We start from the raw sequence: 20276 nt of genomic DNA, 5'->3' as shown, positions 1-20276 counted from the left end.
AGCAATGCGCAACCCATTACGCAGTGTTCGACAGGGGGCTTTCATCTATTGGGAGAGAACTTTCTCGCCTGGATTTCCGCGTCCTGCCGAGTTCCGCGACGACCCGGCCCGCAGGGAAGGAGAGGCGTCCAACGGGTTGGATCCAGTGCTGCCACTCCGAAATAGCCGCTGGTAGAACGATGCCCAGCGCGGCGGCGGCTGTCGTGATTTGTTGCAGGGCGTCGGCGAGAATGTGCCACGATTCCACTTCGTGGACAGTGAGGCGTGCGTCTGCCTTGTTTCGCCAGCCGTCGTCCAGTTCGGGTCCATTCTGTTCGGGGCGCAGGCCGGTGAGGAAGTCGGCCCACATGGTTTCGGGTGCGGTCCGATACAAGTGGGTGAGCAGGACCGGGCCGAGCTCGGGAAGGCCGACGAGCGCGGCGAGCAAGACCATTGCGGGTAGCCGATCCTGTTCGGTGCTCGCGTTTCCCTTCTGGCGTTCGATGGCAGAGAGCAGGCTGTAGCTGTTGGCCAGGCGTTTTACCGAGCGAGCGGTAGTGATCAGCGGGGGGCCGAGTAGGCGGATGAGGTGGAGTTCGTCCTGTGTGAGGGCGAACGGCGCGATCCGGCGGTGTAGTTCGGGGCGGGGGAGAGCGACGGGCGCTGGATTGAACACTGGGGCCCGCGTTGCGGAGTTCGAGGGGGGTGCCAGAGCGGGGGTGGGTGTGTATGTCCGCGGCGCGATGGTGTTCGGCTGTGAGGAGGGCGCGGTGGTATCGCTGAGGGTGGTCGTTCGCTCGCCGGGCACTGAGTCGGCCCGTGCTCCAACCACTTCGTCGATCAGCGAGGTGTAGCCGACCCGGTCCAGCGGCGGCAGCGTGTACACCAGCTGAAAGATCTTCTCCAGGTACTGCGCTGGGGTCGACGCGTGGCCGTCGTCGGGATCGACTTCTGTTGCGGTGAACAGGGTCTGGTTGCCGTGGTCGGCGGTCAGCATCTCGCGGTAGTGCACCGAGATCGACCGCAGCAACCAGCGTGGGTCCACCGCGACGACAACGACGAACAGACGCACGGCGAGCAGCAGGTGGATCGCCTCGAGCAGTTGCACGACTCGGTCGGGCGGGCAGCGATCCAGATCGTCGATGTAGAGGACGATCCGATCGATCTGCGGCAGCTCGTCGACCTCGGTCTGCGGAGACTCCGCCTCGAGCGGTGCGCCGCGTTCGGCATTGCGCCGCAACAGTTCTGCCATGTGCTCGAAGTCCTCGCGGATGCGGGTCATGATCCCGAGATTGCTTCGATAGTCGCCCGACCCCGCCCGATCGGCGACGAACCCCGCCAACTGCCCCGCGGCAGTGAGGTTCTGTCTGTCTTGCCTCAGCTCGGCGATATTGGCCTTGCTCACCGCGATCGCGGTGTCGAGCTTGTCCTCCTCGGCCCTTCTTGCGTCGGTCAGCGCGCGTAGTTCGGTATCGAACCGGTCGAGAAATGCGCTGATCCGTCCCCAATTGCTACCGAGCAGCAGCACACCGACCCCGCCGGTGAGGATCTGTGCGGCGGTCCGCAGCCATGCCGACAGCCAGATCGTCACCGCGACCCCGGCTCCGACGAGGACGAGTAGACCGAAGAAGGTCAGCCAACCGGCACGGCCGCCCTCTTCTCGCCATCCAGCGATCCGATCGATGTCCTTCTCGGTCTGCGTGTCAGCGACATTGTTCTCGGCGAAGGCTTTGATCCAGAGACCGAGCGAAGTCATCGGCGAATATATGCGGGCCCTGGTCTTTTCCAGCTCCCGCAGCCGGCCACGTTCGGCGGCGATCCGCTCGTTCAGCCCGCGCCTGGCCACGAGCTCGGCTTCGAGCCGGGACATCCCACGTTGCGCGGTCGCGGTATCGGCGGGGCTGTCGGCCTGGGTGAGCTGGGCGAACAGTTCGGCGACCAAGCTGGCCCACAGGTCGGTCTCGGCGTAATGCCAGGCGTTGAAACGGATCTGGCGGATGTTCACATGGACGGACGGATCGGGTGTCGCCCCGGCGACTCGATCTCGGACCAAGCCGAGGAAATGGCTCTTGCCCTCGCCCCACTCGCCGAAGACGCCGATGGCCATGGGTAGGGAGGTCGATCTCGAGGTGATGATGTCGGCGAGTGCGGTCGCGTCATCGGCGCGGGCGAGGTGGTCCGGGGTGTCGGCGCTGTCGGGCTTCGGGGGGAGGAGCTGGACCACCTGTTCGGTGAAGAGCTCCGACAGACAGATGGTGTTGTCGGAGCTGCCGGTCGCCAGCACCGGGCGCCCGTTCACGACTCCCCATGCACCCCAACGCAGTCCGCCGGTGTGGTCGGTGATGTGCTCGATCCACTCCCCGGTGGCGGGATCGAACAGCCGGATGGTGCCATCGTCACCGCCGGTGGCGAGCAGTGCCCGTCCCGCCGCATCGCACCACGCACCCCACCGGGCAATTGAGGCGTCGAGCTCCCGTATCCGCCGTACTCGATCACCCGCGATCCCCCATATCCGAACGATGCCGTCGAAGTGGCCGGTGGCGAGGACAGACTGTCCGTCGACCGTGCTCCATGCCCCCCAGCTGGTCGCTCGGGCGAACCCGCTCTGATCCTCCAACCACATCCCGAAGGGCCCCGAGGTGGAACCCCACAGCCAAACGCTTCGGTCCTCCGGCTTGGTGCGGCCGGTCGTCCCGACATGATCACCGGTCGCGAGTACGGATCGGCCGTCGATGCTGCCCCACGCGCCCCACTGCACAGTTCCGGAATGGCCGACGAAGTCGATGCGTGGTGTGCCCGTGGCCGGATCCCAGAGCTGGACAAGGTGATCCGTGCCGCCGGTCGCGAGCGTCGGTTGTCCGTCGAAGACACCCCACGCGCCCCAGACCACCGTCCCGGTGTGCCCGGTCAACGCCTCGCCGTGCTGCCGACCCGTCACCGGATCCCAGAGCCGGACGGTGCCGTCGCGGCCGCCGGTGGCCAGCAGCATCAGATCCGCGACACGACCCCACTCGCCCCATTCCACCGGGCCGACATGGCCGGTCATCGGTCGTCCGTGTGGTTGGCAGGTCCGCGCGTCCCAGAGCCGCACGGCACCGTCGGTGCTGCCGGTCGCGAAGAGTGGTTGATCGTCGAGATAGCCCCAGACGCCCCAGGTCACTGAGTCGGCGTGTCCGAGTGGCGTGCCGTGCGGTTCGCCTGTGGCGGCGTCCCAGAGCTGGACGGAGTTGTCCTGGCGTCCGACGGCGAGCAGTGACTTTCCGTCGACTGTGCCCCACGTGCCCCGCCACAGAACATCGGCGTGCCCGACGAGCGGCTTACCCAATGGTCGAAGACGTAGTCGCGGGCTGCCCGAATCCGCCTCGCCGCCAACGCTGGAACGCTGCGGGTCCCCCGAAGATGCAGTCACGCAATCAATTCAACCCCGCGACGCAGTTCAGCGCCCGGATACGGTGAGCGCGGGCCAACGCTGCGTCGGTGCTGCCCTACGAAGCGCGAACGGCGCCTGAACTATCAAAGACCGGCGTGATCGTGCAATCGGAGCCCCGATTGCACGATCACGCCGGGTTGTCAGCAGGAACTAGCGCGGGGCCATACGCAGCGCACCATCCATGCGGATGGTCTCGCCGTTGAGGTAGTCGTGGGCCGCGATGTACTCCACCAGCTGGGCGTACTCGTCGGGACGGCCGAGACGCGACGGGAACGGGACGCCGGCTTCGAGGCCCGCGCGGTATTCGGGAGTGACGCCGGCGAGCATCGGGGTGTCGATGATGCCGGGGGCGATGGTGTTGACGCGGATGCCGAACTGGGCGAGGTCGCGCGCGGCGGGGACGGTCATGCCGTGCACGCCACCCTTGGACGCGGAGTAGGCGATCTGGCCGACCTGGCCCTCGAACGCCGCGACCGAGGCGGTGTTGATCACCACGCCGCGCTGGCCGTACTCGTCGACCGGTTCGGTCTTGGCGATGGCGTCGGCGGCCAGGCGCATCACGTTGAACGTGCCGAGCAGGTTCACGGTGATGACGGTGCGGAACAGCTCCAGGTCGTGCGGGCCGTTCTTGGACAGGATGCGACCCGCCCAGCCGACACCGGCACAGTTCACCACGATGCGCAGCGGCGCCGGGCCCTCGGTGATCTGGGCGATCGCGGCGGCGACCTCGTCACCGCTGGTCACGTCGGCCGCGATCAAGGTGACGCCGGCGGGCACGTTGTCGCCCGCGCGCTCGATGGACGCGGGAACGTCAAGCCCGAACACAGTGGCGCCCGCGTCGGCGAGGCGCTTGGCGGTGGCGGCACCGAGACCGGACGCGCCTCCCGTAACGATGGCAGCGGAACCCGAAATCTCCACGACAAATCCTCCTGTATTGAATGGCGGCTTATTGTGCCGCTTGCCAATAGTGGCACCCTAGCGTGAACCAGGTGTGGTCTGGAACACGCATCCGGAGTGCTGGGGAAATCGTCGTGAACACCGGTGTTTACCGGTGGTAGCGTGCCGTCATGAGATCGTTCGCCGGTCCGTCGGTAGCCGGACGCAGGGTCCTGATCACCGGGGCCGCTCGTGGGATCGGTGCCGCGCTCGCCCGCAGGCTGGCCGCGCGCGGGGCCCACGTCGCCTTGCTCGGGCTGGAGCCGGAACTGCTGGCCGAAGTGGCCGCGGAATGCGGCGATGTGCCGTGGCGGTATTGCGATGTGGCCGACCGGGGGCAGGTCGAGCGGGTGGTCGAGGTGCTGGTCGCCGAACTCGGCGGACTCGATGTGCTGGTGGCCAACGCGGGAGTCGCCAAGCAGATGGCGATGATCGGCGGAGATCCGTCGGTGCTGGAGGAAACCCTCGCGGTGAACGTGCTCGGGGTCGCCTACACGGTGTCGGCGGCGGGCGCGCATCTTTCGCATTCGGGCGGGTATGTGCTGATGATGTCGTCGATCTCCACCGCCGTACAGTTGCCGCTCGGCGGGGCCTACAGCGCCTCGGCCGCGGCGGTCGCCTCGCTCGGCGCCACGCTGCGCGCGGAACTCCGGTCGACCGGGGCCAAGGTGGGGGTCAGCTATTTCGCCGGGATCGACACCGACATGACGGCGCGTGGATTCGGTACGGCCGCCGCGCACACCGTGCTGGGGGAGACCAGCCTCACCGGGAGCTCACCCGTCGGACCCGCTGTCGAAGCGCTGGAACGCGCCATCGCCCGACGACGCAAGACCGTGGTCTCTCCCTGGTGGGTAGCGTTGGTCCGGCCGTTCCGGCTGCTGGCCCAACTGGTCGTGCAGCGCGTGCAGGGCGACCGCCTGGCCCGCGCCATCGACATCGCCCGCACCGAGGACGTCCCCTTCACCACCGAACAGCCGGCCCGGCCCCGCAGAATGGAACGGCAGTCATGAGCGATTCGACCCTGCGGCAACAACTTCCGCGTGGACGCCACCATCTGTCGCGCGAAGAAGTGATCGCCTCTCAGCGTGAGCGCATTCTCGTCGCGATGGGGGAGGCGATGACCGTGGGCGGCTATGTCGGCACGCCGGTGGCGGCCGTGCTCAAGCGCGCCGGGGTTTCACGGGAAACGTTCTACGAGCTGTTCCGGTCGAAGGAGGACTGCTTCAACGCGGCCTTCGACCGGGTGTCGAGCGCACTGGCCGAGAAGCTCCAGACGGTGATCGCCGACTGCGCCGACACCGACGCGCTCACCAGAATGGACCGCATCCTCACCGCCTACTTCGACCACATGATCGACGACCCGGCCTCGGCCCGGCTGTTCCTCGTGGAGGTCTACGCGGTCGGCCCATCGGCCATCGAGGCGCGGATGGCCCTGCAGCATCGATTCGTCGAGGTGGTCTCCACCATGCTCGGCGCCGAATCCGAGGACCAGCGATTCGCCTGCGCGACCCTGGCCGCCGCCATCGGCGCCATGGTCACCGGCCGCATCGCCGCCGACGACCCGGAAAGCCTGCGTGGCATCAAGGACCAGCTGATCGCCCTGGCCCGCCGCTCCGGCACCCTCTACGGCAACGCCTTCGCCTAGCCCTTTTCGAGGACGCCCTTTTCGAGAACTCGGCTCCGGACGCCGGCCGGCTCGCTCGCCCGCGCCGCGGACAGCCCGCGCTTGCGCCACACCAGGACGCCGAGGCCGAGTACCGCGGGCACGATCAGGGCGAGGCCCGCCGAACCCCAACCGCTGAGCGCGGGCACGAACGCGTCGAGGACGGTTTTGCCCGCGAAGAACAGGAACAGCAGGCCCGAGGCGGTGGCGATGCCGCGTTCGGGGAGGTGCTTGCCCGCGAACTTGCCGACCAGGATCGCCAGTCCGCCCGCGGCGACCATGCCGGCGACCGAGCCGATCCAGACGGCCAGCCAGTTGTTGCTGGAGGCGAGGGCGGCGGCGGCGAACATGGTGCGGTCGCCGAGTTCGGCGAGGGTGAAGGCCGAGATGACCACCAGGAAGGCGTTGCGGGCGCTCGGCGGCTCCGGGGCTTCTTCGGAGTCGTTATCGCTGCTCAGCGCGTCGCGCAGGGTCCAGAGGCCGACCACCAGCAGGGTGAGCGCGGTGACGACGGCGATGGCGTTCGCGGGCAGGGCGGTGCCGAGGAAGTGCCCGACGCCCGCGGCGATGAGGTTCACGGCGACGCTGGCGACGCTGATGCCTGCCAGCACCACCCACCAGCGGTAGCGCAGCGAGAAGGTCAGCGCCATGAGTTGGGATTTGTCGCCGAGTTCGGCGAGGAAGAGCACGCCGAAGCTCAGCAGGATCGTGGCGATCATGAAGTCAGCTCCCAGGAAAATACTCCGGCCTGCGGCTGAAAGACGGGTGCGCCTTCAGCCACACCGGTCGACGGATCGGTTCGTGGCCGAAGGTCTCGCCCACCGGTGGTCACCGGTTCACGCAGCCGGACCGCGCCGAATTCGGCGGCGATCAGTATGTCGACTGGGCGATTGCGGGCTACTCCCCTTCGCTGTCCACCACTCTAGTCCGGTTGCTCCCGGTATGCCAAGTCCTGGTAATCCAAATCTCAATGGGCACAATAAGTTTGGGTGTGCGGCGGTGATAGTTCGGTTTCCCTGATTTCAGTGGCACGCAGACCCGTTGCCAGACATTCGCCCGCCCGTCGCGGGCGAAAGACTCAGGCCGCCAGCAGCATTGCGAGCACGGCGGTATCGGGATCGCTGATCAGATCCATCCCGACCCGGCTCACCAGCGAGGTGATCGTGCCGTCGAGTTCGGCCTCGGCCCATGCCGCGCGATGCTCCAAACCGAGGTGCGGCACGCCGGGCAGCAACACGCAGCCCGAGGCCGCGCCCGCGCATTCGGGCAGCGACGGACGGGTCTCCGACGGTGGGTGCAGCATCAGCAGCGCCGGCGGGGTGTGCGCGGCGAACCGGCCGGGTTCGATCGCTTGATCGCCCAGTACCGGCCCCTCGGCCATCACCAGGCCCACCGTGCCCGGTTCCGGGTCGTCGGGTAGCTCCTCGCGCACCCCGAATACCGTGCTGGTCACCAGCAAGCCTGGCATCGACGCCACCCGCACGGCCAGCACCAGCACCTGTGCCCATTCCTTGGTGGTATCCGGCCACCGCCCCGACACCACGAACCCGCTCAATCGTCCCCGCGCCTGAAACGGCGTGATCCCGATCGGACCCTGTGTATTCATGATGGCCTCCCGACTAACGGGGGCGACTGTGCCCGTATGACAGGAATAACCCCAAACCCGTCTGGCACACAAGTACCAGTGAGTGCCAGAACGGGCAATCTACGCAAAAGACCTCCCAGCCAATGACTGGGAGGTCTTTCGCGCTACACCTGAGGCGGACTAGCCGAAGATGAGGCCCTTGCCCTGGCCGACGGCCCGGGCGAAGCGGTCCTGCACGTCGGCCCAGTTGACGACGTTCCAGAACGCGGTCACGTAATCGGCCTTGACGTTCTTGTACTGCAGGTAGAACGCGTGCTCCCACATGTCCACCTGCAGCAGCGGGATGATGCCGGTGGGCACGTTGGCCTGCTGGTCGTACAGCTGGAAGGTCAGCAGCTTCTGGCCCAGGGTGTCGTAACCCAGGACGGCCCAGCCGGAGCCCTGCAGCCCGTTGGCGGCAGCGGTGAACTGCGCGCGGAACTTGTCGAACGAACCGAACTGGTCGGCGATGGCCGCGGCCAGGTCGCCGTCCGGCTGGTCGCCGCCGTTGGGGGAGAGGTTCTTCCACCAGACGGAGTGGTTGTAGTGGCCACCGAGGTGGAAGGCCAGGTTCTTCTCCAGCAGCAGGATGGCAGCCAGGTCGCCGGACTCACGGGCTTCCTCGAGCTGCTCGAGTGCCTTGTTCGCGCCTGCGACGTAGGCGGCGTGGTGCTTGGTGTAGTGGATCTCGTTGATCTCACCGGAGATGTGAGGCTCCAGTGCGCCGAAGTCGTAATCCAGTTCCGGCAGCGTGTAGACGGCCACGATGTCCCTTTCCGTGTGTCGGGCTGTGTGCGCCCAGTTCGGACGACAACACCAACCATCATTCGTACACCCGCCCCGTGCAACCCGCGAACCGTGCCCCCGATTCCCTGAGGCCCGGATGTCTCTGAAGGGGCCCGCCCTGATCTGGACTGAGTGGAGGGTGCGACGAAGGAGTACCCGGAGGGAGGGAAGATCAGGGGCCCGAAGGGCCCCGCTCGAGCGCGCCAGCGCTCAAAATTACAGCGGCGGTGCGATGTCGGCTTTGGTGGTCCTGGCGTCGCCGGTGGCGTGCGCGTCCCACCAGCGCCGCCCACCGTCGATGAACTCGTTCATCGGAATCTCGCGCCCCGCGGTGTCGGTGACGGAGATCTTGTCGAACCACACGCGGACGTCGAGTTCGCGCGGGTCGATGCCTTCTTCCTGGGAGAACTCGATGACGTGCGCGGCGATCCGCTGATCGAGGACCGTGTCGAAGCTGAGCAACTCGCTCCACAGCGTCCAGCCGCTGTCGTCGAGGTCGATGAATTCCCAGCCGTGCAACCCGCCGCCGCCGAAGCTCTCGATGGCCTCGTCGAGCTGGTCGAGGCTCAGGGGAAGCACACGGGCGTCGACATCGTCCCAGCGCTGGATGCGCAGGGAGGCCGCGACCCGGGTGACTCCGGTGAAGGTGAGCAGAACTTTCGTGTCGATCGGCGCGGGTCCATCCGTGGGTAGCGTCAGCACCTCCAGAGCGAGTTGCAGCCGGCCCGCCGCGGCATCCACTTCTACCCCTAGACACGTGGATTCGGACAAAGCGGTATTCAAGCCGTTGATGTCGAAACTGTCGAGTAGCCCCCTGCTCACGTTCATGCGCCCAGGCTACCGATCTGGCCGCCCAGATCCCAGGATTTAAGATTTTCTCTAGTGTTCTCGTTTTTATGGAACCGAATCGGCCCCGCTTGCGTCCAAGTAGATGTCGGGACAGAACACACTCCACGAATCCCGACGTCAGCGGCGAACGACCGCTCCGGGATGACATGGAGGGGAGTCCCGGATCGGTCGTTCCCGGCTGGTTCCACCCGGCTGTCGGCGTTGTCGGCAGCCGGTTCCCGTTGGCCGTGTGCTGACCGATAGCTGAGGCCCGCGCGGCGCCTCGTCCTCGCACAGGCTCGCCCGGCAACGCGCGCGGCATGGCAGGATCGAGGCGTGACGAGCTCCGATGTCCCCGCCGTGCCGGTGGGTGCGGTACCCGCCGCGTTCGACCACGCGGACCCCGCGCCGGGTGCGCAGCTGCTCGACGTGCGCGAACCCGACGAATGGAACCTCGGGCACGCGCCGGGCGCGATCCACATCCCGATGGTCGACGTGCCCGCCCGCCTCGACGAGCTCGACATCGACGCCGAGCTCTACGTCGTGTGCCGACAGGGCGGCCGGTCCATCGAGGTCGTCCGGTATCTCGCCCACATCGGGTACGAAGCGGTCAACGTCGCGGGGGGCATGGTGGCCTGGCAGCGGACCGGCCGCCCGGTGGTCGCCGACGGCGACCACGAAGCCAAGATCTACTAGTCCGGAAGCGGGGTGCGCGGGTGAGTTCGGTGGTGCAACCATGTGCACGCTGTGGTGCGCGGTGGGCCGTGCAGGGCGCGCCGATGCACTGGTGCCCGCGCTGCCGCGGGGTGCTGCTCTCGCCCGGCAAGGTCGACGCGCCCGCCACCCAGCGCAACTACCGCTGGGTCGCGCGCCGACCCGACCACCGCACCCGTAAGGCGGGCGCCACCACCTCGGCCCCGCTCGGGCCGACCCCGCGCTACACCCAGACCCCGCGCTGGGGCCTGCTCGACCCGCCGCCGTCCCCGGCTCGCACGCCCGAACGCCCGCTGCGCGGCATCGCCGCCCACCGCGACCGGCTGCTGCTCGGTACCACGATCGTCTTCCTGCTCGCCGGGCTGGCCGAGTACGGCCGCTACCTGATCCTGTTGCAGAACCGCGCCCGGCTCATTCCCGGCTGGCTGCTGTCGATCTCCGACGCGACAGTGCTGGTGTTCGGCGTCATCGCGCCGATCTACGCGCTGGTGACCGCGGTGGCGCTGGTCGCCTGGCTGATCGAGGCGCGCACGATCGTGTTCACCGCCTACGGCAAGCGTGACCCACGCAAGCGCTGGTCGCTGATCGCGGGATGCCTTGTGCCGGGCGTCAATCTGATCTGGCCGGGCGTGTTCCTCACCGAACTCCTCGGCGCCGACCCCGATCCGCGCTCGTGGCGGGCCGTGCGGATCTGGTGGGCCGCTTGGGTGTTCAGCGGGCTGCTGCTGATCGCGGCGACGCTGTGGCGCGACGCGTCGACGCTGCAGGCCGAGGCCGACGGTGTCTCGTTCACCGGTTTCACCAACCTGTGCGCTGCCGGGTTCGCGATGCTCACGTTGTGGATGGTGCGCACGCTGGAAGGTCGCGACCTGCGCGGCGACATCAGGTCCGCGCACCGCTGGGTGATGGCGGCCGACCCCGCGCAGGTCGTCATCGCGCCCGTCGAGCCGGGCGCTGTCGCGGCGCGCGACGACGCCGGGCACGATGAGGTCGAACGCGCGGATGCTGTCCGGGCAGGCGAGAATACGCAGGAGGAGGTCGTGGCCAAGTGAGCCAGAACAATCGCCCACCCTTCGTGGTGGCGCATCGTGGCGCGTCGGCGGCACGACCCGAGCACACCCTCGCCGCGTACGAGCTAGCCCTGCAGGAGGGGGCCGACGGTGTGGAATGCGATGTCCGGCTCACCCGCGACGGCCACCTGGTCTGCGTGCACGACCGCACCGTCGACCGCACCGCCGATGCCACCGGCCTGGTCAGCGAACTGACGCTGGACGAGCTGCGCGACATGAACTTCGGCACCGACGAAGCACCGCAGGGCGTGCTCGCGCTCAGCGATCTGATCGGACTCGTCCTCGACTGGCGCACCCGCCCGACGAAACTGTTCATCGAGACCAAACACCCGGTGCGCTACGGCGCCCTGGTGGAGAACAAGGTGCTCGCCGAACTGCAGCGCTTCGGCATCGCCACGCCCGCCTCGGCCGATCATTCCCGCGCGGTGGTGATGTCGTTCGCGGCGACCGCGGTCTGGCGGATCCGCCGCGCCGCGCCGCTTCTGCCGACGGTGCTGCTCGGCGAATCGTCGCGGTTCCTCGGCGGTGGCGCGGCCACGACGGTCGGCGCTACCGCGGTGGGGCCGTCGGTGAAAACCCTGCGTGAGCATCCCGAACTCGTCGACAAGGCCGCCGCGGCGGGGCGGGCCACCTACTGCTGGACCGTCGACGATCCCGAGGACGTGACGTTGTGCGCCGACCTGGGCGTCAGCTGGGTCGCGACCAACCACCCCGGTCGTACCAAGGCGCTACTCGCCGGAGTCTGACCGGACGCGGCCTGGGCAGGGGGCGCGGTAAGCGAACTTGCCGCTCGGCCATAAACTCCACGCGTGGGTAAAAGCAAGCGGAACAGTCCGAAGCCCGACAGTAATCGGGCTCAGCGTCTCGCGCAGCGGCGTGCGGCGCAGGAGCAGGCATCCGCGGCCGTGACACGGCCGTTCGAGGGTCTTGCCGCCGAATGTGATCTGGTGGCGCTGCGGGAGTTCGTGCCGTCGGCGACCGCGACCTTGAAGCTCGCGCCCGGTGTGGCCGCGCAGCGTGAGGTCACCCTGGCGACGGTGCTGCCCGGCGCGGTGGCCGCGCTCGTGCGGGCGGGCGACGAGCCGGTCGGCTTCGTCGGCACGCAGATGCAGTTCCGTGGCGAGGACCCGTCGGCCGATATCGCGGCGGCGATCCTGTGGACCCAGTCGGCCGAGCCCGGTGAGTCGCTGAACTCCGCCGAGGCTGCCGACGGTGGTCCGCGCCTGGCCGATGTCATCGATCCCGGCGCCGATCTCGAGCTCACCGTGCACCAGGACTTCGACTGGTGGGTGCCTGAGGGCGTCACCCCGGATCCGCAGGTGGCGGCGACGATCGAGCAGGCCAAGCAGGCCATCATGCCGTCGGCGCGGCTGGACCTCGGCCCGGATTCCGTCGGCGCGGCCTGGTGGGTCGACGCGGGCGAGAAGGCGCATGTGCGCTGGGTGCGTCCCGAGGACGAGGACGCGCTGATGCTGGCGCTGGCTCGCGTGCACGCCACCGGTGGTCTGCACCTGGGTGAGGGTTCGCGCTTCGCCGGTTCGTTCCGCACGCACGGTCTGCTGGTGCCGGTGTTCGACCTCGATCCCGAGCGGCACCCGGCCGAATGGGAGGCCCCGGCACGTGAATTCGGTGCTCGCCTGGCCGAGGCGCTGGCCTCCGACGCGCCGATGACCAGCGAAGAGCGTCGTTCGCGCGACGGTTTGCGGTCGCGTCAGGTCACCCTGCGCTGAACTTAATGAAACATGCCTCTTTCACAGATCCGGTCGGCTAGGTTCACGACTGAACCGGACAATCGGTGACAAGGAAAGTAAGAGGCATCGTGGAATTTCTCGGATCTATCGCCGGTCTCGCCCAGATCTTGATCGGCACCGTGCTGGCCAACACCGGCTCGGGCGGCTCCGGCTCCGGCTGGTAAACGCACGCGAAGGATTCGGCTCGCTGCCCGCGAGCCGAATCCTTCCGCGTTCGAGCTAGACGCTGCCGCCGGCCACCGACGGTGCGCCGGACGCGTCCTTCGGGGTGCTCAGCTCCCGCCACATGAACGCCTCCAGATCGAACAGGTTCGACCCGGCGCGATCGGCGATGTTGAGCAGCGTGGTCATGTGCGCCACTTCCTCGACCTGTTCCTTCAGGAACCACTGCATGAACTGCTCGCCGAGGTAATCGCCCTCTTCACGGGCGGTGCTCGCCAGCTGCACGATCTGGTCGGTGACCGTCTTCTCCTGGGCCAGTGCCAGTTCGATCGGCTCACGCGCGGACTCGAACTTCGACTTCGCCGCGTCGATGCCCGAGATCTCCACGGAGATGTCGCGGTCGACGAAATACTGCACGATCATCATCGCGTGATTTCGTTCTTCCACCGACTGTGCGTAGAAACGCTTGGCCAGCTGCGGCAGGTCGTTGTTGTCGAACCACACCGCGATCGCGATGTACTGGTGCTCGGCATTGAACTCATGCCGGATCTGGTCTTGGAGCAGAGTATGGAACTTGCTTCGCGGGGCTTCCGGATGAATCGACATGGCGGCAACATTAATGCTGGTCATAGGGGGTTGTCATCCAAGTGCAGCCTTATTGAGGGCAGTATTCCCTAACCAAGTATTTCCTAATAAACGCCGATGCGCAGCCATTTCTGGGCAGCGCACGGCCGGCCGCGTAGGCGAGGCTATGCCTTACTCGCGCCTGCCATTCGGGGGGCCGTGGTGTCGACGCGGACCGAGCCGCGCAGTTCACGGCGGATGAATTCCTCGACGTCGAACAGGTTGTCCTGCCGGTCGAGCACAGTGAGCAGCGTGGTCATTCCGGCGACATCGTCGACTTGCTCGCCCAGGAACCACTGCATGAATTGCTCGCCGAGAAAATCATTGGTGTCACGCGCGGACGCTGCGAGCGCGCTGATCTGCGCGGTGGTGACCCGTTCACGGTCGAGCAGAAAGGCGATCGCGGTGCGCGGGGAATCGAATTCCGAACGCACTTCGTCGAGCCCGCCGATGCTGATCGGCACGTCCCGGTCGAGGAGGTACTGCACCATGCGCATCGCGTGCCCGTGGTTGGCCGTCGAACGCGCGTAGGTCTGCCCGGCCAGCTCGGGTAAATCCTGCGCGTCGAAATAGACGGCGGCGGCCAGATACTGATGAGCCGTGGTCAGACCGGCTCTGACCTGGTCGCGCAAGAGTTCGGTGAACGACAGGTTCTCGGGCATACCTCGACGTTACCGCGTCAGCAGCTCCTCCGGGATCTGCTGATCGGTGGCGAGCGCCTCGAAGAACCCGGAGGCCTTCGACTTGTCCCAGAGCAACACGTTGCCCACGTCGGTGTCGTCGAATCCGCCGATCGGGACGCTGGTGGTGACGGTGTCGCCGCGCATCGCCCAGCCGAGTGCGGCCAGGTTCCAGATGTGGTCACCGTCGTCGACCTTCAGCGAACCCGCGACCCCGGTTGCCATCGGCCACAAGGCGAACGGATTGGCGAGGGTGCCCATGCCCGTCGCCTTCTTCAGCAGCGCCGCCATGAACATCCGCTGGCGGTTCATCCGGTCGACATCGGCGGTCGGGGTCGCGCGGGTGCGCACGAATCCGAGGGCCTGCGGGCCGGACAGTTTCTGACAACCCGCGGCCAGGTCGAGCCCGGCCAGCGGGTCGACGATCGGCTCGTCCAGGCACATCTCGATCCCGCCGATCGCGTCGACCACGCTCGCGAAACCACCGAAACCGATCTGCGCGTAGTGGTCGATTCGCACTCCCGTGGCTTCCTCCACCGTCTGGACCAGCAGCGGAGCGCCGCCGAGCGCGAATGACGCGTTCAGCTTGTCCTTGCCGTGGCCGGGAATGTTCACGTAGGAGTCGCGCGGAAGGCTCACCATCGTGGTCGGGCCGGAGGAGGGGATGTGCACCATCATGATCGTGTCGGTGCGTTCGGGCCCGGTGTCGCCGCCGGTCGCGAGTTCCTGTTCCTGCTCGGTCGAGAGGTCACCGCGGCCGTCGGAGCCGACGAGCAGCCAGTTGGTGCCCGGGGTATTGCTGACGCGGTCGCTGTAGGAGGGCAGCGCGGTGATGCGGGTCAGCGAGTTGTCCAGGTGCACGACCGCGGCGATGAGGCCGGCGATCAGCAGCACGACGATCAGCGTGAACCACCGGAACGGATGACGTTTGCGCCTGCGCCGCGGCGGCCGCGGCTGCCTGCCCGCGTCGATCGGCGGGGGAGTGCGGCGGGGTGGCAGCGCGTCGTGATGGGGGACCGGCCGCTGGGTCGGCGCGTGTCTGACCTGCTCACGACGTGGTGGCGGCGGTGGTGGTGGCTGACCCGGCTTCTCGCGCTCGTACGGCATCTGCGAGTAGGCCAGCGGCTGGTCGCCGGAGTTGCCGCGGTGCAGCACCTGGGTGGGTTCCACGTGCGATGCGCCGCGGCGGGGCGCCGGGTTGTAGCGCACCGTCGGCCCGTCCTCGGGATTCGGGCGGCGATCGTTGCCGGGCGGACGGCTATAGCGCGGATCGGGCGGCATCGCGCGGCCGGGCGGCGGCACAGGACGACCTGGTGGGGGCACCGCGGGGCGGCCGGACGCCGGCGGCACCCGGCGTCTACGGGGGTCCTCGCGGGGATCGTCGCCGTTCATCACCGTCAAACTCTACTGATCGTGGAGAGCGCGAGTCGGTTCTGCGCGCTCGGTTACTACTGGGATACCCCGTCGGCGGGCCACTGTTAGCGCGAAACGCGGTGATGTGGTGAAACTCGCCGCGACACGCCGTCCGCATCAGTGAACGGGCACGTTGCCGGTGCGTCTCACGGCAGCCAGCCGACGCGTCCGCGCAGCACGTTGTAGCCGAGGTAGGCGACAGCGTCGATCGTCGCGTGGGCCAGGATCAGCGGCCACAGGCGGTTGGTCCGCTGCCAGTAGCGGCCGAAGATCAGGCCCATCACGATATTGCCGAGGCCGCCGCCGATCCCCTGGTACAGGTGATAGCTGCCGCGCAACAGCGCCGAGGCGGCCAGCGACGAGTTCTCCGACCAGCCGAGCCTGCGCAGCCGGGTGATCAGATAACCCACTACCAGCACTTCCTCGGCCACGGAATTCGCACAGGCCGACAGGACCAGCACCGGCAGCCGCCACCAGTGCTCCGACAGCGAACTCGGCACGATGGTGACGCTCACCCCCATCGCGTGCGCGATCAGATACAGCGCGAGCCCCGGCACCCCGATCACCGCGGCCAGCGCCAGACCCGCCACGACATCGCCGCGCCGGATCCGCGCCAGCCCGATCATTTTCGGCCCGATCCCGCTGCGCCACAACAGATACAGTCCCAGCGCGGCCCATGCCAACAGCCGGGTCACCCCGACGAGCTGGAACAGCAGATCGAGGAACGAGTTGTTCGACCGCGAGGCGTTCAACGCGACCGTGCGCCCGCCGACCCCACCCGGCGACAACGCCGAATCGAGCAGGGACAGACCGGCACTGATCCCACTCAACCCGAAGGTCACGAGCAGAACGATCGCGATCTCGACTCGCAGCCCGAACCTGTCCCGTTCGCTCAGCGGGGCCTGGGGAGGATCGACACGCATGCGCGCAGTGTAAGCAGCGAACGCGTCGCAGCAGGTTCCCGCCGAGCCCGGCAACCCGAAGTGAGACGCACCCCCACCCCGAGCCCGAACGCAGAACCCCACACAGCCTGGGCCGGGTGATCCTGATGTGTCTCTACCAAAGGGGCCTCCAGGGCCCCGCTCGAGCGCGCCAGCGCTCCAAAATCACAGCTCAGATGCGGCGCAGACCATTCAAGAACGGGCAGCCGGCCAGCACGCGCACCGCGCGGCTCAGCGACTCGATGTCGTCGGCCGGGGTGGGGAAGGGCAGCCGGACATCGTGGTCGCCGTCGTTGCTCTCGACCCGGAGCGTGAGCCCGTAGCGGTCGATGGCCAGTGGATGCACCAGCCCGCCCCGGAGCCGAGTCGGCAGGTGGCGGGCCAGCTGGGCGACCACGTCGGCGTGATCCTCGGACATGTGTTGCAGCCAGGCGCTTTCCAGTTCGCAGAACGGGTCGGCCGTGGCGGCGCGCAGGTCGGCGTGGTCGACGGATTCGGCGCCGGCGGTGTCGGCCAGTACCGCCGAGTTCACCACGATCCGCAGCAGCGTGACGCCGTGCCCGACATCGAGCAGACCTGGATGCGGGTACTCCTTGGCGATTTCGATGGCGAGCGCGCGCTGCGCCTGCTCCGGTACCTGGCGCACCCAACCGCGCAACCACACCAGCGCCCTGACCGGCTCGCGCAGCGGCAGGGGCGCGTGATCGGTGAGTTCGAGGACCGCCGAGGTCTCGTTGGCCGTGGCGGCCAGCGCGGCCGCGAGTGAGGACCCGGGCACCGCGATCACCGCGTCGCCGCAACGGCGCAGGTGATGCAGCGTGGTGGGAACCGGGTCGATACCGGGGAGCGCGAGCACCGCAGTCTCGGCATGAGCGCACGCACTTCGCACCCGCTCGGCGGTGGTCGGCGCGAGGATCGTGGTGGGGCTCGACATGACAACCTCCGCGAACGTTTGATTAGGTAAACCTAAGCTAAGTTACAAACGCCCGACACGCAAGAGGACACCCCGATGAATCGAGCCGATACGGTGGACGGATGACGCACGACGACCACGGCGACGACCATTCCGCCCCCGCCGAACCCGTCCTGCTGAACCTGTCGGCCCCCGCCCGCCGCAGCCTCGTGGCCGACCTGATCCGGCCCGACGGCAGTTCCCCCACCCCCGTCGACGTCGACATCCCCGACCCCGACCTCACCGCCTTCCTGGCCGGCATCGCCCACGCCGACCACGGCTTCGTCGCCCGCACCACCAGCGGCCCCCGGGCCCTGGCGATCGTCGCGGGCACCGTGGCCGCCCTCTGCGGCGAAGACATCCCCACCGCCCTCATCACCCCCGACCTCCCCTTCCTCAAATCGCTGAAACCCGCCGCCATCGAGGCCACCCGCACCGTCCTGCTGGCCATCGAAACCCCCGACGAACAGGCCGTCGCCGAAGCCCTGCGCGTCCTGGATTCCTGAGGCGGGCCGCCCACGGCGGCAGTCCAGCTAATCTTTCTGTGTGCCGTCTATAGCGTATTTCGGGCCGTCCGGGACCTTCACCGAGATGGCTTTGGTCAAGTTCGAGAACTCGGGGGCCTTCGACGGGCCGGTCGAGCGGATTGCCGCGCCCAGTCAAGGGGCGGCGCTCGACCTGATCCGGACCGGCGAGGTCGACGGGGCGGTGGTGCCGATCGAGAGTTCGGTCGAGGGCTCGATCCCGGCGACCCTGGATTCCCTCGCCATCGGGCCGCGCTTGCAGATCATGGCCGAAACCGAGCTCGAGGTCACCTTCACGATCCTGGCGCGACCCGGCACCTCGCTGGCGGATGTGCGTACACTCGCCGCTTATCCCGTGGCGGCGGCGCAGGTCAGGGAGTGGGTGGCCCGGAACATGCCGCAGGCGCGCCCGTTCACCTCGGCGTCCAACGCGGCCGCCGCCGAAGACGTGGCCGCGGGCACCGCGGACGCCGCGATCTCGACCGCGCTGGCGGGCGAACGACTCGGCCTGCAGACCCTGGCCGCGGGCGTGGCCGACCACGACCAGGCCATCACCCGCTTCGTGCTGGTCACCCAGCCGGGCATCGCCCCCGCCGCCACCGGTGCCGACCGAACCTCCGTCGTTCTCGAACTGCCCAACGAGCCCGGTTCGCTGATGCGCGCGTTCGCCGAATTCGCCACGCGCGGGGTCGATCTCACGCGCATCGAATCGCGCCCGACCCGCACCGGCATGGGCACCTACCGGTTCTATCTCGACTGTGTCGGACACATCGACGACCCGGCGGTAGCGGAAACTCTGAAGGCCCTGCACCGCACGACCCATGTCCGCTTCCTCGGATCATGGCCCGCGACAGCGGCAGTCGGCACGCCTCCGCCGTCGGACGAACCGGCGGCAGAATGGTTGACGCAATTGCGAAAGGGGGTCGCGGACCTATGACTACCCGCGCGAAACTGATTCTGGTGCGCCACGGCGAGACCGAGGGCAATGTCGCGAAGATCCTCGACACCGCCGTGCCCGGCCTGCCGCTGACCGAACGTGGTGTGGCGCAAGCGAAAGCGTTCGGCGCGGGCCTGGAGCGCGCGCCCCAGGTACTGGTGTCGTCGGACGCGTTGCGCGCCCGACAGACCGCGAGCCACATCGAAGAAGCCACCGGCACACCGGCTTACGTCCTCGACGGCCTGTACGAGGTGCAGGTGGGCGATCTGCACGGCCGCTCCGACCGGGAAGCGCACGAACTCTTCCAGCAGATCTATCGCGGCTGGCACCTCGGCGAACTCGACGTGAGAGCCCCCGGCGGCGAATCCGGCCACGAAGTGCTGGCCCGCATCCTGCCCGTCCTCGACGGCCTGCGCGAGGAATTCCTGACCCCCGACGCCGACGCTGACGTGGTGGTGGTGAACCACGGCGCCGCCATGCGCCTGGTCGGCAAGGCGCTGGCCGGGGTGGCGCCGCCGTTCACAACGAACAACCATCTCGACAACACCGAGACCATCGAACTGCTCCCCACCGAAGACGGCGGCTGGGAATGCCTACGCTGGGGCAAATTCACCCCACCGTTCACCATCAAAGCCGACTCCTCCGCCGACGACCCCATGGGTTGAACGCTCCGGCTGCGCCTACGGTTTACGGCTGAGTTGTGGGGGCGTTTGGTGGGGCGGTTGCGGTGGGGTGGGCTTACGCCGGGTTAGCGGCTGCCGCGGTAGGGAATTCGGTGCGGACCGGGAGGGACTCGATGAGGTCGGCTACCGCGGTGCGGAGGCGGGCGTTGGTGCCGCTGGCGATGGACGACCACTTCACGCCGTCGTCGGCGACGCTGGCGGTGATGATGAATCTGCCTGCGCGCGTGTTGAAGACGGCGATGTGGTTGTCCTGGATATCGCGGGTGCCGTCGCCGTAGGCCACGCCGACGATCTCGGCGTAGGAGTGGATCTCCACCAGTGCCGAGGCCAGTACCTGTGCGTCGGTAGCCGGATTGCCCACCTCGGCCAGGCGTTTCGTCGTGGCGGCCGCGTCGCCGGTGTCGCCGAAGATCGGCGCCAATTGTTCGGTGGGAGCGTTCATCCCGTACAGCTCGAGCGCTTCGACCGGCCCGAGCGCCTGCAGCACCGCGCCGGGCAGATCGAGCCCGGCGTCGTCGATGACGTAGGACTGCGGCCCGCGCAGGGCGACGACCTGTCTCTTATACACATCTCCGAGAC

The 20276-nt window shown here is 68.0% G+C and carries 21 protein-coding genes; 9 read left to right on the top strand and 12 right to left on the bottom strand.

Annotated elements, in window-relative coordinates:
- Positions 1 to 16 precede the first annotated feature (16 nt).
- Both ACFULV_RS05395 and ACFULV_RS05390 read right to left on the bottom strand, forming a co-directional pair.
- Positions 17 to 3388, bottom strand: coding sequence for a P-loop NTPase fold protein (locus ACFULV_RS05395; protein WP_378653438.1), 3372 nt, complete (start codon positions 3386 to 3388; stop codon positions 17 to 19).
- Positions 3389 to 3559: 171 nt separating this feature from the next.
- Positions 3560 to 4327 carry an SDR family NAD(P)-dependent oxidoreductase gene (locus tag ACFULV_RS05390; RefSeq protein WP_358066424.1) on the bottom strand — a complete coding sequence of 256 codons (768 nt, stop codon included), beginning with the start codon at positions 4325 to 4327 and terminating at the stop codon, positions 3560 to 3562.
- 149 nt (positions 4328 to 4476) lie between these two features.
- Here ACFULV_RS05390 and ACFULV_RS05385 point away from each other — a divergent pair, with 149 nt between their 5' ends.
- Positions 4477 to 5355 (top strand): SDR family NAD(P)-dependent oxidoreductase, encoded by an 879-nt coding sequence (locus ACFULV_RS05385; protein ID WP_378653436.1) that lies wholly within the window; start codon positions 4477 to 4479, stop codon positions 5353 to 5355.
- On the top strand, positions 5352 to 5990 hold the full coding sequence (locus ACFULV_RS05380) for a TetR/AcrR family transcriptional regulator (protein ID WP_378637831.1): 639 nt from the start codon (positions 5352 to 5354) through the stop codon (positions 5988 to 5990). The genes ACFULV_RS05385 and ACFULV_RS05380 overlap by 4 nt, the downstream gene beginning before the upstream one ends.
- Here ACFULV_RS05380 and ACFULV_RS05375 read toward each other — a convergent pair.
- The 4 genes from ACFULV_RS05375 to ACFULV_RS05360 form a co-directional block, all read right to left on the bottom strand.
- On the bottom strand, positions 5987 to 6727 hold the full coding sequence (locus ACFULV_RS05375; RefSeq protein WP_378653434.1) for a TMEM165/GDT1 family protein: 741 nt from the start codon (positions 6725 to 6727) through the stop codon (positions 5987 to 5989). The genes ACFULV_RS05380 and ACFULV_RS05375 overlap by 4 nt on opposite strands.
- 359 nt (positions 6728 to 7086) lie before the next feature.
- Positions 7087 to 7614, bottom strand: coding sequence for a peptidase (locus ACFULV_RS05370; protein WP_378637836.1), 528 nt, complete (start codon positions 7612 to 7614; stop codon positions 7087 to 7089).
- Between the two features lie 159 nt (positions 7615 to 7773).
- Positions 7774 to 8397 (bottom strand): superoxide dismutase, encoded by a 624-nt coding sequence (locus ACFULV_RS05365; RefSeq protein WP_194825332.1) that lies wholly within the window; start codon positions 8395 to 8397, stop codon positions 7774 to 7776.
- Positions 8398 to 8634: 237 nt separating this feature from the next.
- Positions 8635 to 9246 (bottom strand): hypothetical protein, encoded by a 612-nt coding sequence (locus ACFULV_RS05360; RefSeq protein WP_301904288.1) that lies wholly within the window; start codon positions 9244 to 9246, stop codon positions 8635 to 8637.
- Positions 9247 to 9582: 336 nt separating this feature from the next.
- On the opposite strand from ACFULV_RS05360, the gene ACFULV_RS05355 reads away from it, so the two are divergent.
- From ACFULV_RS05355 to ACFULV_RS05340, 4 genes are all read left to right on the top strand, one after another.
- Positions 9583 to 9942, top strand: coding sequence for a rhodanese-like domain-containing protein (locus tag ACFULV_RS05355; RefSeq protein ID WP_378637839.1), 360 nt, complete (start codon positions 9583 to 9585; stop codon positions 9940 to 9942).
- Positions 9943 to 9971: 29 nt separating this feature from the next.
- Entirely contained in the window at positions 9972 to 11012 is a 1041-nt protein-coding gene (locus ACFULV_RS05350; protein WP_378653431.1) for a DUF4328 domain-containing protein, read from the top strand.
- Positions 11009 to 11776: a glycerophosphodiester phosphodiesterase gene (locus ACFULV_RS05345; RefSeq protein WP_101464998.1), complete on the top strand. Its 768-nt coding sequence runs from the start codon at positions 11009 to 11011 to the stop codon at positions 11774 to 11776. The genes ACFULV_RS05350 and ACFULV_RS05345 overlap by 4 nt, the downstream gene beginning before the upstream one ends.
- 63 nt (positions 11777 to 11839) lie before the next feature.
- Positions 11840 to 12760: a DUF5926 family protein gene (locus tag ACFULV_RS05340; protein WP_378637844.1), complete on the top strand. Its 921-nt coding sequence runs from the start codon at positions 11840 to 11842 to the stop codon at positions 12758 to 12760.
- Between the two features lie 240 nt (positions 12761 to 13000).
- Here the strand turns inward: ACFULV_RS05340 and ACFULV_RS05335 are convergent, their stop codons facing one another.
- The 5 genes from ACFULV_RS05335 to ACFULV_RS05315 all read right to left on the bottom strand — a co-directional run bounded on the left by ACFULV_RS05335 (position 13001) and on the right by ACFULV_RS05315 (position 17535).
- Positions 13001 to 13549, bottom strand: coding sequence for a ferritin (locus tag ACFULV_RS05335; RefSeq protein WP_378637846.1), 549 nt, complete (start codon positions 13547 to 13549; stop codon positions 13001 to 13003).
- 143 nt (positions 13550 to 13692) lie between these two features.
- On the bottom strand, positions 13693 to 14229 hold the full coding sequence (locus tag ACFULV_RS05330; protein ID WP_378653429.1) for a ferritin: 537 nt from the start codon (positions 14227 to 14229) through the stop codon (positions 13693 to 13695).
- Between the two features lie 9 nt (positions 14230 to 14238).
- The gene (locus tag ACFULV_RS05325) at positions 14239 to 15639 is read right to left on the bottom strand and encodes an LCP family protein (protein ID WP_378653986.1); all 1401 of its coding nucleotides are present in this window, start codon (positions 15637 to 15639) and stop codon (positions 14239 to 14241) included.
- Between the two features lie 167 nt (positions 15640 to 15806).
- Positions 15807 to 16583, bottom strand: a complete 777-nt coding sequence (locus ACFULV_RS05320) for a type II CAAX prenyl endopeptidase Rce1 family protein (protein WP_378653427.1) — start codon at positions 16581 to 16583, stop codon at positions 15807 to 15809.
- Between the two features lie 190 nt (positions 16584 to 16773).
- Positions 16774 to 17535, bottom strand: coding sequence for a DUF2470 domain-containing protein (locus tag ACFULV_RS05315; protein WP_378637853.1), 762 nt, complete (start codon positions 17533 to 17535; stop codon positions 16774 to 16776).
- Between the two features lie 101 nt (positions 17536 to 17636).
- On the opposite strand from ACFULV_RS05315, the gene ACFULV_RS05310 reads away from it, so the two are divergent.
- The 3 genes from ACFULV_RS05310 to ACFULV_RS05300 are packed head-to-tail and all read left to right on the top strand — an operon-like array spanning position 17637 to position 19679.
- Positions 17637 to 18059, top strand: coding sequence for a hypothetical protein (locus tag ACFULV_RS05310; RefSeq protein WP_378653425.1), 423 nt, complete (start codon positions 17637 to 17639; stop codon positions 18057 to 18059).
- Between the two features lie 40 nt (positions 18060 to 18099).
- Entirely contained in the window at positions 18100 to 19014 is a 915-nt protein-coding gene (pheA, locus tag ACFULV_RS05305) for a prephenate dehydratase (RefSeq protein WP_378653423.1), read from the top strand.
- Positions 19011 to 19679, top strand: coding sequence for a histidine phosphatase family protein (locus ACFULV_RS05300; RefSeq protein WP_378637859.1), 669 nt, complete (start codon positions 19011 to 19013; stop codon positions 19677 to 19679). Before pheA ends, ACFULV_RS05300 begins: the two co-directional genes overlap by 4 nt.
- 73 nt (positions 19680 to 19752) lie before the next feature.
- Here the strand turns inward: ACFULV_RS05300 and ACFULV_RS05295 are convergent.
- Positions 19753 to 20276 (bottom strand): ESX secretion-associated protein EspG (locus ACFULV_RS05295; protein WP_378653420.1); only part of this gene is annotated, 524 nt, incomplete at its 5' end.

Origin of the sequence: Nocardia sp. NPDC057272 (genome assembly GCF_042668615.1) — a bacterium.
Taxonomy (GTDB): domain Bacteria; phylum Actinomycetota; class Actinomycetes; order Mycobacteriales; family Mycobacteriaceae; genus Nocardia.
This window is presented reverse-complemented; position numbering and strand designations above follow the sequence as displayed.

What these genes read in the sequence shown, in the direction of transcription:
- ACFULV_RS05385 (WP_378653436.1), top strand. Translation starts at nt 4,477, where the DNA reads ATGAGATCGTTCGCCGGTCCGTCGGTAGCCGGACGCAGGGTCCTGATC.
- ACFULV_RS05380 (WP_378637831.1), top strand. Translation starts at nt 5,352, where the DNA reads ATGAGCGATTCGACCCTGCGGCAACAACTTCCGCGTGGACGCCACCAT.
- ACFULV_RS05375 (WP_378653434.1), bottom strand. Translation starts at nt 6,727, where the DNA reads ATGATCGCCACGATCCTGCTGAGCTTCGGCGTGCTCTTCCTCGCCGAA.
- ACFULV_RS05370 (WP_378637836.1), bottom strand. Translation starts at nt 7,614, where the DNA reads ATGAATACACAGGGTCCGATCGGGATCACGCCGTTTCAGGCGCGGGGA.
- ACFULV_RS05360 (WP_301904288.1), bottom strand. Translation starts at nt 9,246, where the DNA reads ATGAACGTGAGCAGGGGGCTACTCGACAGTTTCGACATCAACGGCTTG.
- ACFULV_RS05335 (WP_378637846.1), bottom strand. Translation starts at nt 13,549, where the DNA reads ATGTCGATTCATCCGGAAGCCCCGCGAAGCAAGTTCCATACTCTGCTC.
- ACFULV_RS05330 (WP_378653429.1), bottom strand. Translation starts at nt 14,229, where the DNA reads ATGCCCGAGAACCTGTCGTTCACCGAACTCTTGCGCGACCAGGTCAGA.
- ACFULV_RS05325 (WP_378653986.1), bottom strand. Translation starts at nt 15,639, where the DNA reads ATGAACGGCGACGATCCCCGCGAGGACCCCCGTAGACGCCGGGTGCCG.
- ACFULV_RS05320 (WP_378653427.1), bottom strand. Translation starts at nt 16,583, where the DNA reads ATGCGTGTCGATCCTCCCCAGGCCCCGCTGAGCGAACGGGACAGGTTC.
- ACFULV_RS05315 (WP_378637853.1), bottom strand. Translation starts at nt 17,535, where the DNA reads ATGTCGAGCCCCACCACGATCCTCGCGCCGACCACCGCCGAGCGGGTG.
- ACFULV_RS05310 (WP_378653425.1), top strand. Translation starts at nt 17,637, where the DNA reads ATGACGCACGACGACCACGGCGACGACCATTCCGCCCCCGCCGAACCC.
- ACFULV_RS05300 (WP_378637859.1), top strand. Translation starts at nt 19,011, where the DNA reads ATGACTACCCGCGCGAAACTGATTCTGGTGCGCCACGGCGAGACCGAG.